Source organism: Rania fehmarnensis (assembly GCF_056494185.1).
The window spans coordinates 8,776,694-8,792,737 of sequence record NZ_CM151398.1 but is presented as its reverse complement, the minus strand read 5'-3'; the positions used below and the strand labels follow the sequence as shown (position 1 = coordinate 8,792,737).

10 protein-coding genes are annotated in these 16,044 nt (G+C 53.1%); 6 read left to right on the top strand and 4 right to left on the bottom strand.

What is annotated here, in order from left to right:
• Nucleotides 1-30: 30 nt before the first annotated feature.
• From SH573x_RS29690 to SH573x_RS29680, 3 genes are all read left to right on the top strand, one after another.
• Nucleotides 31-591, top strand: a complete 561-nt coding sequence (locus SH573x_RS29690; RefSeq protein ID WP_479351794.1) for a hypothetical protein — start codon at nt 31-33, stop codon at nt 589-591.
• A gap of 1 nt (nt 592) precedes the next feature.
• On the top strand, nt 593-1,879 hold the full coding sequence (locus tag SH573x_RS29685; RefSeq protein WP_479351792.1) for a hypothetical protein: 1,287 nt from the start codon (nt 593-595) through the stop codon (nt 1,877-1,879).
• Between the two features lie 264 nt (nt 1,880-2,143).
• The gene (locus tag SH573x_RS29680) at nt 2,144-3,796 is read left to right on the top strand and encodes a type II secretion system protein GspD (protein WP_479351790.1); all 1,653 of its coding nucleotides are present in this window, start codon (nt 2,144-2,146) and stop codon (nt 3,794-3,796) included.
• Here the strand turns inward: SH573x_RS29680 and SH573x_RS29675 are convergent, their stop codons facing one another.
• A complete protein-coding gene (locus SH573x_RS29675; RefSeq protein ID WP_479351788.1) occupies nt 3,797-4,573 on the bottom strand; it encodes a hypothetical protein in 777 nt (258 codons plus the stop codon).
• 828 nt (nt 4,574-5,401) lie between these two features.
• On the opposite strand from SH573x_RS29675, the gene SH573x_RS29670 reads away from it, so the two are divergent.
• Nucleotides 5,402-5,737, top strand: coding sequence for a hypothetical protein (locus tag SH573x_RS29670; RefSeq protein ID WP_479351786.1), 336 nt, complete (start codon nt 5,402-5,404; stop codon nt 5,735-5,737).
• Nucleotides 5,738-6,101: 364 nt separating this feature from the next.
• Here SH573x_RS29670 and SH573x_RS29665 read toward each other — a convergent pair whose 3' ends face one another.
• Nucleotides 6,102-6,725, bottom strand: coding sequence for a Uma2 family endonuclease (locus SH573x_RS29665; RefSeq protein WP_479351785.1), 624 nt, complete (start codon nt 6,723-6,725; stop codon nt 6,102-6,104).
• A gap of 210 nt (nt 6,726-6,935) precedes the next feature.
• Here SH573x_RS29665 and SH573x_RS29660 point away from each other — a divergent pair, with 210 nt between their 5' ends.
• Nucleotides 6,936-11,276, top strand: a complete 4,341-nt coding sequence (locus tag SH573x_RS29660; protein ID WP_479351783.1) for an ELWxxDGT repeat protein — start codon at nt 6,936-6,938, stop codon at nt 11,274-11,276.
• Nucleotides 11,277-11,502: 226 nt separating this feature from the next.
• Here SH573x_RS29660 and SH573x_RS29655 read toward each other — a convergent pair whose 3' ends face one another.
• Together SH573x_RS29655 and SH573x_RS29650 are read right to left on the bottom strand one after the other, a co-directional pair.
• On the bottom strand, nt 11,503-12,162 hold the full coding sequence (locus SH573x_RS29655) for a response regulator (RefSeq protein WP_479351781.1): 660 nt from the start codon (nt 12,160-12,162) through the stop codon (nt 11,503-11,505).
• Complete coding sequence (locus SH573x_RS29650) at nt 12,159-14,090, bottom strand: sensor histidine kinase (RefSeq protein WP_479351779.1); 1,932 nt, start codon at nt 14,088-14,090, stop codon at nt 12,159-12,161. The genes SH573x_RS29655 and SH573x_RS29650 overlap by 4 nt, the downstream gene beginning before the upstream one ends.
• Nucleotides 14,091-14,375: 285 nt before the next feature.
• On the opposite strand from SH573x_RS29650, the gene SH573x_RS29645 reads away from it, so the two are divergent.
• Entirely contained in the window at nt 14,376-15,968 is a 1,593-nt protein-coding gene (locus SH573x_RS29645; RefSeq protein WP_479351778.1) for an L-lactate permease, read from the top strand.
• The last annotated feature ends 76 nt before the right edge of the window (nt 15,969-16,044 follow it).

Below are 16,044 nucleotides of genomic sequence, written 5' to 3'. Positions count from 1 at the left end.
GTGGTGTCATCGCTGCTGGTTGGTCTACTCATGACAACCTCTTTGCTAAGCGTGGGTGCTGCCCTGAAAAGTGCGAATGTGGCTGTTGAAAGTAGCGACGGTATCGCGTTAGCCCAAAAACTGGTCGACGAAATCACCATGCAGGCATTCAAGGATCCCAACCAAACGGCAACGTTTGGGCTGGAGTCCGGCGAGAGTTTAGGCCCAGGCGGGCGAACAACTACCGACGATGTGGACGATTTCAACGGATGGACGGACTCGCCTCCGACCGATCGCAGCGGCAACGCAATCACCGGATTCTCCGGCTGGAATCGTGCCGTTGTTGTGGTCGACAAAACTTCCATGCTCGACATTGTGGTTAACAATATCCAAGGGAGTCCACCGGAGCTACGTCAGATACTGGTAACGGTCACGTCCCCTACCGGCCGAACCTACTCACTTACAGCTTATCGATATAGCATTGGCGGCAGTCATCAATCCCAAGGGCTGAGCCAAACGCTAGTCACGTGGGTGGGAGCGAGTCTGCAAACCGGTTCAAACACCGATGTCTCTGGCGGCGTCTCACTGGTCAATCATGCGACGGACCAGTAACATGCGTAACTTCAAAAACAACTGGATGCGACTTGGTAGAAAACGGAAGGGCTACCTGTACGTTGCCGTACTGTTCACTTCGTTGGCTGTTTCAACAATGGGTCTGGTCGCCCTCTCAATTGCCAGTCTGCGCCTGCGTACGACTATCGACGATGCAGATGTCATCATTGCTGAGACTATCGCAGAATCCGCAATAGAGTTTGGAGTGGCACAGATTCAAACGCATGACGACTGGCGGACGCGTTTTAGTCACGGCGTATTGAGCAGCGAAGTTGCGTGCGGAAGAGGCGTCTTTCAATGGAAACTGGTGGACGACGATGGGAATTTGAATGATGACGATTCCGATTCGGTCAGAGTAATTGGGGTAGGCCGAATTGGCCGAGCAGTTGTTGCCGAAAGTGTACGATTGATGCCAAACGGCCAGCCGCTGACATGCCTTGGTTCAGCTTTGCACTGCGGCGGCGATATGCTGCTCAAATCTGCGGTTCAGTTCATGACGAATCAACAAGTTAGTAGCGGCGGCAATGTGACGGCGTCTGGTCTGTTGACTTCCATTCAAGGCAACGTCGAATGTGTTGGTACTGCCTCGGGAACGATTAAAGGCACAATATCGCCGGCTGCCGCTGTCCGTCGTTTGCCTGGCAGTGCCGTGTTTGATTACTACGTTGATAATGGAACAGAGATCGATGTGAATTCATTGCCGCTCGTCAATGGTTACCGCACTATACAGAAACAGGTTCTAAGCCCCACGAACAACTCCTATGGTATTAAGAATGTCGAAGGTATCTATGTGTTGCGCTGCGCTGGTCAGCCAGTAAACATCAAGGACTGCCGAGTAGTAGGCACGGTCGTGCTTCTGGATCCTGCAGCCACCAGCGTCATAGAGGGCACGATCCGATGGGATACCGCAGTTCAGAACTATCCAGCACTGCTCGTGCGCGGAGATATTCAATTCAAGACCAGTAACGTGGAGCTGAGCGAAGCGAACCAAACTACAAACTTCAACCCTAGTACCGCCCCGTTCGACGGAAAGTCCGACACCGACACCAGCGATAGTTATGCATCGGAAATCAATGGCTTGGTCTACGTTTCAGGCCTCCTCAATGCTCCCCAGGATATGATCGAAAGTCTGTTTCGTGGCGTAACGTTGTGCACTACTATAAACGCGTCGTCTAGTTGTCGCTTCAACTATCGACACATCTTCCTCGACAAGCCACCTCCTGGTTTTGCTAGCGGCAATCCAATGCTGATTTCTCCGGGTAGTCGCACCAAAGTTACCATGAACTAACGTACTTTTCTGAGCGGTTAACGCCGGACATTGGCGGTATGCACAAAATGCGAAGGTCTGGGTGACTTGCTCGAATAGCGTAGAGCAATTGGCCATGACAGAAATCATAGCCACTCACTTCCCCAAAGGACGATTCAATCGACGTGGTTAGATCTCGGGGGCGGATACTAGCTTACGAATTGCTTGAACATGGATTGTCAGCACGGATTCCAGATGCAATGGACCAACGCTCGGATTCTATCCGAGTGGGGACTTCGTTTTGCAATGCTTGCATTGCATGTCGTAGCATTATCATCCATTGTTACGAGCGGCTGCGCTAAGAGCAAAGCGTTAACCAATCAAACGGCAAGCAAGTCGGCATTCCAAAGCACGAGTTTGCCGAACATCAGTCCGACTCCTGTGGAGAATTGTGTTCGTCCTGTGGCCTTCACTCAAGAAGCCACACCCATCCCACCAGAACTTGGCGGACAAGCATTGCAGACTCTGCCTGCGCCGCCAGCAGCCTTCAACCTCGCTTTGCCCAACCCATCCTATCGCACAGAGGAAATCACAAATTTTCCAGCGGTAGTGGAAGAGCAAAGGGAGATTCCCGTGTTGAACGCTCCGAATCCGGCCATGATTCAAGCGCACGGGCCGCTGATTACATTATCCGTTCGAGAAACGCCGCTGAATACGGTGCTTTCGTTACTGGCCCAGCAGCAGGGGCTGAGTATTGTGGCTGCAAGTGCACTGACGACGCCTGTAACCATTTCCTTGCAGCCCACCACACTTGAGACCGCCCTTGATGCGTTGGCAGGGATCAGTGGTTGCACTTGGACCAGAATGAATGAAGTAATCTATTTCACGCCCGTCACGAAAGAAGCGTCAGAAAGCTTCTGGGTTCAAGGACGAGCCTTCAGGGTCTTTGATCTAAATTATGCAGCTGCAAATGACATCGAGAAAGTGGTTACGGGATTGCTTTCGCCGATCGGAAAGGTTTTTGCCCGACAGGTCGACAGCAAGGAAAAGCGTAAAGCCATCGAGCAGTTGGTGGTGGAGGACCTGCCTCCCTATCTGGAACGTATAGCGGCCTACGTTGCTCAAGCCGACCGTCCACCCCAGCAGGTAATGGTCGAAGTTCGCATGTTGCAAGTAAAACTAGAAGATGACACGCGACATGGTATTAACTTCGACGCCTTGGCTCGAGTATCCGGCGCGGACGTAAAGCTAGGAACGCAATCGCTGGCGACAGGCTTAGGGCAAACTGCGATCCTGACAGTCGATGGGACCGACTTCAATTCATTGCTTGACCTCTTGGCTTCGACCAATGATTCCAAGACGCTGGCTGCACCGAAATTGTTGATGGTCAATGGCCAAGAATCAAAGATCCAAATTGGACGTCGGCTTGGCTACTTCGTAACAACTACAACACAAACCAGCACTCTTCAAGATGTACAGTTTCTGGAAGTAGGCGTAGTGCTTACTGTCACACCGCAGATATCCGCCGACGGGCAGATCGTTATGAAAGTGCGCCCCAAAGTATCAAGCGGCGACATCAATCCAACCACTACGTTGCCCGAAGAAGAAACGACAGAAGTTGACACGAGCGTCATGGTGCCTGACGGCCATGGCATTGTCATTGGTGGCTTAATTCAAGAGATCGACAACGAGCGTCAATCAAAAGTGCCCTTCCTCGGTGACATCTGGGTTGTAGGGCGACTGTTCCAGCGCCGGGTGGTGGAACGAGAGCGTTCCGAAGTGGTAGTGGCGCTATTGCCCAGAATTGTACCGCTTGGAAATTGCCTTACCCAGGGCGAACAAATGGAGTTGTATCGAACGACAACTCCGCTACTCACACCAACGTTGGAAAGTGCCCCAAGACCGGAACCACAATTGAAGGATGCTATGCGGAACCCACGCTGGCCGAAACGCAATTAGTCAAGGCAACGGGCGTTGAATTCGTGTTGTCTTTTCAAGTCGCGACATTTGTGACTTGCCAAACATTGGGAACTCTTCGATAGCTGCATCCAGAACGCCTTCTCCGGCCAACTTCAATCGAACCTTTAGAGAACCAAGTACCCGATCGCCCTTAGCCACAGCATCGAATGAACGAAATGGTAAGTCGATGACGGCCCCAAACTGTGTGTAGGTTTCGGATTGAACGGATGAGGACCATTGCTCGTGAGTCTGGGATCGAATGCGCGCACCGTCCATGCTCGTTACCAGCAGTTCAACATCCAGTTGACCGCTTATCGGCACGAACTCGCCATTCTTGTCACGCGGTATTAAATGCAGTCGTACGCCATCAGGCTGCACATCACCATCCCAATTAGCAATTTGAGCTACCACTTCCAAAGTCTGTGCCGTTCTTGGTTCCGCTTTTCGTGCTGGCATTAAGGTATTCCCCGGAAGTTGGAGTACTCCGCGAACCGGCAACTCAACTGGCTTATCAGCGACAATTTTAACAATGTTGGTTGTTGTTATGAGTGTGCCAATTGTGGCTCCTTCCAAGCTCGTGCAGAGCCAGAGTCCTTCATCGTTCGAGCGCGAGTCGATCTGGCCGCGTACTTGGCGACCATCAATAAGCGTCACCGCAACATGACTGCCAACGCCAAACTCTGACCAGGGGCCATGGGCAACACACTGCAAACTAACGGCGGTGAATGCCAATGCACATGCGATGGCTAATTTGGCGATGGACTTGCTGTGGATCATGTTGCTCTTTCCGAGGATGACAAATGGTCCATTCGGAACAGGGCAACGGCCGTACCAGTCACTCAATTTGTTTTTGCGGACGCCCTAAAGTGTTTCCGTGAAGGGCTTTGCGTCGATTACTGAGCGAGTCAAGAAACGGCGGTGATGTTCTGCGATGTGGCGAGTTTCCTTCAGCGATGCAAAAGATCAACATGACACTCTGGTCCCGAGTCGCTCATGAGGGCGTGTCGAGGCGTCAATCGCTACAAAGTGTCCAAGATGCAAGAGCCTAAAACAATTGACGGTTGAGGTCAGACACGATGCACGAAATGTGCACGAAACGGCGGAGAAAACGGTGCTAAGTCGTGCACGTAGTGCATGCCATGGAACCTCTCGCATCGATAGAACCACAATAACAATAACGACTTGGGGCGCGTTGGGAGAGTCGCCAATGTTTCGTTGGGGTGGTAGAGGTCGTGGGTTCGAATCCCGCCGCCCCGATTTGGTTTTCATCAAGCGAATCACGTGAAGTGGTTGGCGTGGGCCGGTCCCTTGTATCTCGCGGCCTCATCGGTCGTCTCTGTGTTCAGCGGTGCTCCAGGCAACGAGAACCACCGCAGGGCTATGCACTAGAGTATCAGGAAGGCTCGATGATCGAGCGTTATGAGTCGGACGACCGCCATCTGACACTTGATCGCGTTGTCTCCGCTTTGGCTGGTTACCTGAAGCGGGATCCTTCGTGGCGTTCAGATTTTCAGTGGAACCAAGTGAGCTGGAGTTCTCCATTGCCCTGAGATTGTTGATTTCCAATTGCCACTGATGGCCAAGCCGCGTTTGCGAGATACCAACATGACATTCTGGCTTGCGATTGTACCAATCGCATTTGGGGTCGGCGGCCTACTGCTGTGGCTGCGCGAGCGACGTTGTCAGAGTTCTCTGCAAACTCAAGTCAATCTCGCGCTGCAGTCTCTTACATGCTCGCGATGCGGTGGACGGTTCGAGCATTGGCAGGGCAAAATTAGCAACAACCACTATCTGTTTGTCGAACCGCAGATCCCCACGGTCTTGGAAGTGCGCTGTTCCCAGTGTGGTCAGCTGTCGGACTTGTTCTGCTTCGCCGACGGTCGCATCGAGGCTGAGCCATCCGAGACGCAAATCAACGGGTCTCGAAGCCAATTTGACTAACATGGCGTACAATCAAGTCGTTTGCACGGCGCATGCGCTTGGGAACTACTAAAGTTCCAGGCGTGAGTTTCTGTTTCGAATGAAGAGTTTAAATGTATCAAACGGGCGACTAGAGGTGGTACTCCATGTCGGAAGCGAACGAAGAAAAGAAAACGGAAGAAACCTGCCGACCAGCTTGCCCGGTCTGTGGAGGTGCGTTGATCGAGATCCGCGCCAAACTTCAGTGCTCACGCTGCCACATTATTTGTGAGACTTGCTGCGAAGGTGGTCGCGGATAGTTTCAGGGTTTCGCTTTTTGTTGACAAGGCTACCAGTGGATTGCCGCGGGCTGGTGGTTTGCCATGTTCGGTGACGACAACCCGGACTAAGGTTGTATGCCAATCGATCGAATTAGAGTTTCGCCTGACTCTATATCCAAGCTAGACCGCTCGGCATTGAGTCGAAATCTGAGTGGAAACTCGGCACAGGAAATGGTAACAAGGTTGTCAAACCGGCTTAGTGCGACCTGCACAAGTTTGCGCTCGGCATTCATTCGATAGAGTGATAATTGCCAAGGCGAGCGATCGATGACCAGCAACTCCCTTGTCCCCACTTGCGCATAAAAATCCAGTTTCTCCAATGTGCGATCGCCCGGGCTGACGATTTCAATTGCGAACTCAGGGCCGCCTAACCAGTGTGTACCACAATCCTCTGCACCGGTTCCCGTCTTGAAAACAAGCACGTCAGGAATTCGGTAGTTCTGTGTCCAATCATCACGACGATCGCTCACGTTCGCACCCGTGAAGGTTCGCCCTAGCCCTCGCCAATCAACAGCTGTTCCTATGGCAATAGTTAGCTGCGTAGCGAGCGACTGATGCTCGTTGTTGGCAATCGGCGACATCACGTAGACTCCCTCCCACACTTCGTCGTAACGATCAAACCCTTGCTCTTTCCGCCGAGCAATCAATTCACTGGCGATACGAGGATCATGAACCCACAGTGTTGTCATACAGTCGTTCCGATCAAAAACTGCACATAACGGGCAACAGAACGTATTATAGTCGCCCCAACACTGCGCGAGTACACACAGGCCTGCATTGTCGCTGCGTGACTTAGTCAACAGCTAGGAAAATTATTTCGCCAGCCATGTAACAAATGCCTGGGGCTGCGGCATCGGCTTATGCGGTCAAGTTTTGATGCATTATTGGAGCCTGTGTTCATGTCCTGGAATTCTTTGCGCCAACTGGTGGCAATCAAGCCGCTCCATGCAACGTCTAAACATGTCGCGTTACGATGGAAACGGCCCACTGGGCGGCGGCTTAGGCGACGCATCCTGGACCTGGAGATCGCTGAACCGCGCCGGTTGCTGGCTGCCGATTTTGAACTGGTTAGCGACATCAACACGCAGACCAATGCCTACGAAGATCCCAGTGAGATCGTGCAAGTCGGCAGCATCGGGTACTTTACGGCCACGACGCCGGAAACCGGGATGGCGCTGTTCAAGACCAATGGAACCGCCAGTGGTACGGTGATGGTGCTAGACCCTGCGCCCGGCCCAGACGACTTCGAGATCGATGAATTGACCAATGTCAGTGGTTTGTTGTTCTTCCGTGCTAAAGCCAGCGCCACAGGCTACGAGCTGTGGAGGAGCAATGGCACTGCGATTGGAACACAGGTCGTCAAAGATATTGATCCCGGAACCGCGAGCTCCGTTCCCGCGTACTTAACCAATGTCAACGGAACATTGTTCTTCAACGCCAATGGTGGCAATGGACAGCAACTCTGGAAGAGCGACGGCACCGCAGCGGGTACTGTCTTGGTCAAACCAGTTAATGCGGCCACAGGCGCGAACGTTCCCAGAGAACTGGCCAACGCCAATGGCACGCTGTACTTTAGCGCCAGCAACACCACTGCAGGGCGTGAGATCTGGAAGAGCGATGGCACAGCGGCCGGTACCGTGCTGGTTTCCGACATCGCCACTGGTACCACTACAGGTGTGAGCACGCAAAAGCGAGACTCGAACCCTGCGCAGTTCACCAATGTCGGTAGTGCTGTGTATTTCACAACCAAACCGACGCGCATCGGCACGGCCAATCAGACATTCGAATTATGGCGGACCGATGGAACGGCCGCGGGTACACAACAGGTTGCCACAAGCTTTGCTGAGAATGCGTTTAGGGAACTCATCAACTTCAACGGGTTGCTCCACTTCAGTTTCTCGGGAGCACTCACCAGAGTTAGTAACAACCTCCTGCAGACGATCCGTGACACCAATCAGTTTGGCAATGACGGCGCTGCCTCCCTGGTCAATGTCAGCGGCACGCTTTATTTCACAGCAATCAGCCAACAAGGTAGTGTCGGAGGACCAGTCGACCTGGGCCGCGAGGTGTGGAAATCGGATGGCTCTACCAGCGGTACGGTTGTGCTGCGCGACATCAAACCGGGAGCCGGGAACTCGTATGCCCGTGAACTGACCAATGTCAATGGAACGCTCTACTTCACCGCCTTTGACTCGAGTGAAGAAAAGTCTCTTTGGAAGAGCAATGGCACGGAGGCTGGTACCGTGATGGTGAAGAGTCCGGATGCCGCTGGGTATCCTTCCTTTCTCTCCAATGTGGGTAGCACGCTGTTCTTCAGTGCTCGCGATCCCAACTTTTATTCAGTGAAGCACCTTTGGAAGAGCGATGGAACAGGTCCCGGAACTGTGCCTGTCCGTACAGCTGAGTCGAAGAATTCCAATCCCTCTGAACTAACCAACGTCAATGGGCGTTTGCTATTTGTGGCCACGGAGCCAGATAGTGGCACTGAGCTCTGGTCGAGCGACGGAACCGACGCATCGCGCGTGGCGGATATCAATGCAGGCGTGGAATCGTCGAATCCTACCTCGCTGATCAATGTGAATGGCACCCTCTTCTTCGCCGCGTACCAACCAGCCACCGGCATCGAGCTTTGGAAGAGTGATGGTACCACCAGTGGCACTACTCTGGCCGTCGATATCCGACGTGGCATAGTTAGTTCGGCTCCTAGTCAATTGGTGAACATCGACAGCACGTTGTACTTTGTCGCTGATAACGGAACACAGGGCCGCGAGCTGTGGCGCTTTACGTCCAGAGGTACGGCCGAGCTCGTTAAGGATATTCGGCCGGGCCTATCTAGTTCAGGCATCACCGGTCTGACTGTAGTTGGCAGGACCTTGTACTTCCAAGCCAACGATGGCACCAACGGGCCGGAGTTGTGGAAGAGCGATGGCACCAGTGCGGGCACCAGCATGGTCAAGAATATTCGCAGTGGTGCCTTGGGTTCCGCACCCGACAACCTGACCGTGATGGGCGGTGTGCTGTTTTTCCAAGCGGGTGACGGTATCAATGGACGCGAATTATGGCGGAGCAATGGTACATCCTCTGGTACCGTCATGGTCAGGAACATCCACAATCGCTCTGTGGGCATCGGCTCGTATCCGACTGAATTAACAGTCGTCAACAGTACGCTGTACTTTCGCGCCAGTGATGGCTCGACCGGTAACGAATTATGGAAGAGCGACGGTACTAGTGCCGGTACGGTGCGCGTCAGAGACATCCGTGCCGGCATCGGTAGTTCGTATCCCAGTGAACTAACCAACGTTAACGGCAAGCTCTTTTTTACGGCGATCGATAGCGTCAATGATGGTGAGTTGTGGGCCAGCGATGGCACGGCCGCTGGTACCTTGCGAGTGAGAAACATCAGCCCCACCTCGAGCTCTTTTCCTATTAATCTGACCAATGTCAATGGCCTGCTCTATTTTGCCGCCGACGATTCCGTCAATGGCAACGAGCTCTATCGTAGCGATGGCACCGCCTTGGGCACCAAACGCATCGCCAGTTTCGTGCCAGGCTTCTTTGGCGGCAATCCCAAGAACATCACGACCGTTGGTTCCAACGTGTTCCTATCCGCCGAAGACGACATTCATGGACGCGAACTCTTCGTACAGAAGTTACTCCAAGGCACTACTGCTAACGATGTTTTCACCGTCAAGGTTTCGCCGACGGGCGACAGCGTGACCGTCACTCATGCCTTCAATCTCATTCAAGCTGCCGAAGTGTATGGAGTCTTCCCGAAATCCTTAGTGCTTGATTTCAGAGGAGGCGGGGGCAATGATTCACTGCGCATCGAGGCCACTAGCGGCACCGATGTGTTCATTGTGGATAATGCGGGCATAAGCACCAATGGTGCCAGGCTAACAGCACAAGATTTTGAGGCAGTGACTCTTGCGGGCGGGGCTGGCGATGACATCTATCGCTTCGATGCCGATGTCAACCAACCGGTGGCGTTTCGCTTGGATGAGTCGGCCGGTGGTATCGATACGTTAGACTTCACGCCCACCGATGCATTGGTGCAAGTAAATCTCACTTTCTCGGTCGAGCAAAATATCAACGGTAACCTGGCCTTGAATCTGCTGTCAGGCACCAGCTTTGAAAACATCATCGGAGGTCAAGGTCCCGATGTGCTGGTCGGCAACGCGCTGGTCAATGTGATCGAAGGCAATGCCGGCAACGATACGCTGGTGGGTGCAGGCGGTAATGACACGCTCATGGGCGGCATTGGTAATGACACGCTCAATGGTGACGCTGGTGATGACATTCTATTAGGAGGAGAGGACGACGATCGATACGTGTTGGGCGTAGCGGCGATTTTGGAGAATGACCAGTTAATCGAATTGCCCGGCGCGGGTTCGGATACGCTCGACTTCAATCGATTGCCGACATCCGTGACACTCAATCTCGGATTGAGTACGGCACAGACTGTTCATACGGGGCGAGTCCTCCAACTGAACGCAGGCGATACGTTTGAGAATGCAATTGGCGGCGCGGTGGCGGACTTGCTAATAGGTAACGGAAACGCGAATTCGCTAAACGGCGCTGGCGGCAATGACGATCTGCGTGGCGGGCCAGGCGATGACGTCTACCTGTTTGACCCGACCCTGATCCCCGAGGCGGACCAAATTACCGAGTTAGCCAACGCGGGTTTGGATACGATCAGCTTTGCAGCGCTTGATATTCCCGTGACGCTCAACCTGGCTACAACCGCCGTGCAAAGCGTGCATACCAATCGTACGCTGCGACTCGGTTCTGCCGTGACCATTGAAAACGCAGTCGGTGGTTCAGCCGGCGATACATTGGCGGGCAATGGGCTCGCCAATGTACTAATTGGGAACGGTGGCAACGATCAACTGAGCGGTCTAGGCAAACGCGACATGCTGATTGGTGGGATGGGTGCCGACATTCTCAGCGGTGGCGATGATGAAGACATCCTGATCGCTGGGCGCACGCTGCATGATGCCGTCTTTGGCAACGTGAACACCTTGCTGGCCACATGGACCAGTGCTCAGACTCAGATCGAACGTATTACATCGCTCAGAGCTGGTGTGGGAGTTCCGAGTGTCGCGCTGGCCAAGCAAGTCGATGTGCTCGATGACTCGGGTGATCTAGACTCATTGACTGGAGCGGGTTCGCTAGACTGGTTCTTTCGCTCCATCGATGATCTGATTACCGACTTGAATGGCGAGGTTGTCGATGAGACATGAGCATGATTGGTGGGCTAGGGTCCAGCGGGCTTAGCCGATCAGTCATCGGTCCACCGAGGCGAGGCTCGGTGGGGCCGAAGAAGCCTCATCGGCACCGAAACCCAAATCTTCGTGTCGATATGCAGATCGCCAATTGGCTATGCTACAAGCCGCCAATGGTGACGCCAGCGATCGGAACCATGAAATGCGCGAAAGTCGCCGAACGCATGCAATGGCCGAGGCGTGCTTATCCGTTCTCCAGCAACCATTGGACTGCGGCACGTGACAATTCAGCCGCGTTGCTGATGTCAAGTTTACGTTTGATATTCTCCCGGTGGGAATCGATGGTGTAAGGACTCAGGAAAAGACGTTCGGCAATAGCGCCGCTGGTCAATCCCTCACCGATCATGCGGAAAATTTCAAGTTCGCGGTTCGTAAGATTTTCGATCGGACTCTTCGTCTGGTCGCGAACGCCCAACGATTGGTTGATTAATCGACGAGCGAGGGTGGGACTTAGAAAGCGTTCGCCTGTCAGGACGGTTCGAATCGCTTCAATCAACTTAACACTGGACTCCTGTTTGTTGAGGTATCCCAACGCTCCAGCTCGACAAGCTCGCTCAGCATAGAGTGACTCTTGGAAGCCTGAGACAACCAGCATTTTGATGGCGGGATCGTACGATCGTATCCGTTTGATCAGATCGATGCCGTTTCCTTCTTTAAGCGATATGTCAATCAGTACTAAGTCGGGCGCTGACTGTTTCACAAGCTGAAAAGCTTCTTCCTCGGAATCGGCTTCGCCGCAAACTACGAAATCTGAGTTCAAGGTGATACGCAACGACAATCCATCCCGAACCGAAGGATGGTCATCAACGATAAGAATTCTCGCGGGTCGACTCATTACTGTCATAACGAATCACTTTCGTTGGCCTGCACTAATACGCATCTGACCGACGTTCCGCCAGTAGCGCGTCGTTCGATCTGCAAAGTGCCTCCGATGATTCCAGCGCGGTACCGCATCGTACGCATCCCCATACCGCGATCTTTCTTGGCATCGGCTGTTCGGCTGTACTTCTCCTCTATTCCAGCTCCGTTGTCCAATATCTCCAGCACAACTTCTCTACCGCATTGCGTCAGCGATAAAACGATCTCCGTGGCTTGACTGTGTCGAAGTGCGTTGTTCACGGCCTCTTGGGCGATGCGGTACAGGTGAGTCGCAGTGGAGTTATCCGAAACGGTGACCGGCAGCGGACAATGAAATCTGCAATGGATTGCCGGTAGCATGGTGGTTGATGTAGCCAACTCTTCCAGGGAAGACTGCAGTGCTCCAGAATCGATCTGAACGGGCATGATTCCATGAGACAGTTCATGTACATGGCGATTCGCAGCGATCAACTGGTGATTGACCTTGGCTATTGTATTGCGGATACGAATATAAGCGTTTTCATCGAGCTGTCGAATTGACTGCCCTGCGTCATCTGGACTTGGTATTGCATCGATCATTTCGAGCAGTGCACCGGCCGTCAAAGTCAGCCCGGTTAATTCTTGCCCCGTGCCGTCGTGCAGTTCACGGCCAATACGACGCTGCTCTTCCGAAGAAATTTCGAGAATGTGCCTTTGCAGCCGTTTCCGATCAGAGATGTCGCGAATGATACCTGTAAAGTATGCCGAATGATCAACCTGCGTCACGGAGAGATCAATGGGGAATATCGAACCATCTTTGCGCACAGCGACAAGCTCACGTGGCGTATTCAGAATTCTCTCCTGACCCGTCTCGTGATAGCGGCGAATATAGCCATCATGTTCGTCACTATAGGGTTTGGGCATCAGCATTTTGATGTTCTGGCCCATTAACTCTGCAGCCGTGTAGCCAAACATTTTCTCTGTCGCTCGGTTCACCGTCTCAATCGATCCACGGCCATCAATCGTGATGATTGCATCAAAGGCGGAATTCCAGATGGCTTGCAGATGTTCGTGCTTCTCACGCATGCTAAGTGTGCGCTGAGCGACAAGTCCTTCAAGCTCTTCATTGCGACGCTTGAGTCTGGCAGCAGCAATCTTGGACTCGGTGTCATCGAATACATATCCTTTGATTCTAAGCAATTCTCCTCGAGCGCTGAACGTACCCAACACAGTCTCGATGACGTGCCGAATCGTACCGTCGCTGTGGCGTCCCGCACGTTCGTATCTTTCCAGTGCCTTATTTTCGCATAGCAACTGCACAAAGGCCGGCCAGGAATGCGGCGCCATGTACAGGTTAGCCAAGTTACTGCCAACCGCCTCCTCTCGACTATCGAAACCAAAGATATCGACGAACGCCTGGTTACATAACAGAATTTCACCGTCGGGCGCGGCCAGGTAATCGCCCGTCAAGTCGTCCTCAAAAATCAAGCGAAACCGTTCCTCGCTATCGCGAAGTGATTCTTCGGCCAGTTTCCGCTCGGTGATATCGGTAACCAGACTGTCGTAAGCGACCAAACGGTTATGGTCATCGTAGTAGGGAATAACCATCTTGCTGATCCAACGCAACTGGCCGTTCTTCCGATGGATGCGATACTCAACCGCAGAGGGACGATTGCCCGCGAGCACACTGTCCATTTGTCGCTCAATAAGCGAACGATCAACTTCCACTACGATCGCAAGCCACAGCGTAGAGTCGGCCGCATATTCTTCAGCTCTATACCCAGTTACTTTCTCACAACCGGCTCCATGGATCTTTCGTACGATCCGGCCATCACATACCTGGACGTGGTAGTGATAGTCAGCAACGGCAGCTCGCAACCAACGGTAGCGATTTTCGCTCTCATTGGCCCCCTGTGTCGAAGCCGAGTCTTCCATTGTTTGCGAAGCCTATTTTGTATTAGTTGAATCGAATCTCTTGGTTCGCGTGGGGCATTTGCGCCACAATTCATTTTAGCAATTCCAAATCGCCATCGTGATGGTGGATTCCACCAAAAGGCTATGGTCGTAGGGTTTGATTTCCATTGGCCTCGCCCTGGTCCATAGTCAAGATCGACTCTCTGCACTTGGACTTTCGTCTCTGGGTCGCTATGAATAAGGCTGGACTTCTGATGTGGCCTTGCGAACAGTCGTCAAACTAATTGTGGAAGTACTTCAAAGCTGATGCCATTTGTCGATCTGATTTTTGCGGCCTTACCCATTCTGTTGCTCATCTTTTCGATGACGAAGAAGTCACCGATGGCTTCTTCGCGGGCGCTGCCGCTGGCTGCGGCGATTGCTTACGCGATACGACTGACGTGGTTTGGCACGGATACCCGCGTCGTGAATGCTGCGGTTGTGTCGGGCTTGTTGATGGCATTGACTCCGATCTCGATCGTGTGGGGTGCGATCTTTCTGTTCCGCACGATGGAAATCAGCGGGGCGATGGAAACGATTCGCCATTGGCTTAACAGTCTTACCCGCAATCGCGTGGCGCAGGTCGTCATCATTGGATGGTCGTTTCAGTTTCTCATCGAAGGCGCAAGTGGTTTTGGAACACCCGCCGCACTGGCTGGGCCACTATTAGTCGGCCTAGGTTTTCCGCCGGTGCGTGTGGCGATGGCTTGTCTGATCCTCAATAGTGTCCCTGTGTCATTCGGTGCAGTTGGTACGCCTACGTGGTTTGGATTTGCCCAGTTAAATTTGAGCTCGAGCGAACTACAAGCAGTCGCGTGGAAGTCCGCGCTGGTCCATAGCGCTGCAGCTGTCGTCGTCCCGCTGCTGGCATTTCGCCTTCTACTGACTTGGAAAGAGATTTATCGTAACTCGGTGTTTATCTACCTCGCGCTGGCGGCGTGTGTCGTACCTATGACGGGGCTGGCGTGGATTAGTGATGAGTTTCCGGCTGTTGTTGGAGGAATGATCGGTCTCATATTTGCCGTTTGGCTGGCGAAAAATGGAGTGGGTCTCACGAGCGACGACGAGCTAGCAGAGGATGCGAGTGCCTCTCCGAAGGTGAACGCTGTGATGAGGGCACTGTTCCCGCTTTGGGCGACGGTGTTTGTGCTTCTTTTAACGCGCATTCCGCAATTCGGTCTGCGTGATGCACTTACCGCAACCACTCCCGCGTGGGAGATCTCGCTGGGAAGCTTGGGGCGTTTTTCTATAAGCGCCGCCCTGGTCATGCAATTGCAGAATATTTTCGGAACCGAAACTCAATGGATGCACCAGGTGCTTTATGTGCCATCTTTGATACCGTTCATTCTGATTTCAATAGTTTCGTTATGGGTGCTGCGTGCCCCTACTGGAACTGCCAAGCTTGTATGGAATCAAACCTCCGTTTGCATGGTCAAGCCAGTACTCTCGTTGCTTGGAGCGCTGGTGCTTGTAGGACTGCTGATGGCGGGCGACGAAGTGTCCTCTGTGATGATCTTGGGTCGATCGCTGGCTGCGGTCAGCGGTAGTTCGTGGCAGTACTTCTCTGCGTATCTTGGAGCGACTGGTTCATTCTTCGCAGGTTCGTGTACCATTTCCAACCTCACGTTCGGGCCGATTCAAGACTCCATTGCCATTCAGCTAGGGTTGAATCGGACCACGATCATCGCACTGCAATCCGTTGGAGGTGCGATGGGAAACATGGTCGCCATCCACAACATAGTCGCCGTTTGCGCGGTACTCGGTCTGGAGAATCGAGAGGGGGAAATACTCAAACGGACCGTGGGACCGATGCTCGTCTATGGTGTGATCGCAGCGGCGATGTCACTGCTTTTGATGTGAGATTCTTGGTTTAGTTTAGGTCATTCGCGACGCGGCTCATTGAAGCGATTCCACCTCGCCATCGTGATGGTGGATT

Coding starts and splice junctions, on each gene's coding strand:
- SH573x_RS29690 (WP_479351794.1), top strand. CDS start 31: ATGACAACCTCTTTGCTAAGCGTGGGTGCTGCCCTGAAAAGTGCGAAT.
- SH573x_RS29685 (WP_479351792.1), top strand. CDS start 593: ATGCGTAACTTCAAAAACAACTGGATGCGACTTGGTAGAAAACGGAAG.
- SH573x_RS29680 (WP_479351790.1), top strand. CDS start 2,144: ATGCTTGCATTGCATGTCGTAGCATTATCATCCATTGTTACGAGCGGC.
- SH573x_RS29675 (WP_479351788.1), bottom strand. CDS start 4,573: ATGATCCACAGCAAGTCCATCGCCAAATTAGCCATCGCATGTGCATTG.
- SH573x_RS29670 (WP_479351786.1), top strand. CDS start 5,402: ATGACATTCTGGCTTGCGATTGTACCAATCGCATTTGGGGTCGGCGGC.
- SH573x_RS29665 (WP_479351785.1), bottom strand. CDS start 6,725: ATGACAACACTGTGGGTTCATGATCCTCGTATCGCCAGTGAATTGATT.
- SH573x_RS29660 (WP_479351783.1), top strand. CDS start 6,936: ATGTCCTGGAATTCTTTGCGCCAACTGGTGGCAATCAAGCCGCTCCAT.
- SH573x_RS29655 (WP_479351781.1), bottom strand. CDS start 12,162: ATGACAGTAATGAGTCGACCCGCGAGAATTCTTATCGTTGATGACCAT.
- SH573x_RS29650 (WP_479351779.1), bottom strand. CDS start 14,090: ATGGAAGACTCGGCTTCGACACAGGGGGCCAATGAGAGCGAAAATCGC.
- SH573x_RS29645 (WP_479351778.1), top strand. CDS start 14,376: ATGCCATTTGTCGATCTGATTTTTGCGGCCTTACCCATTCTGTTGCTC.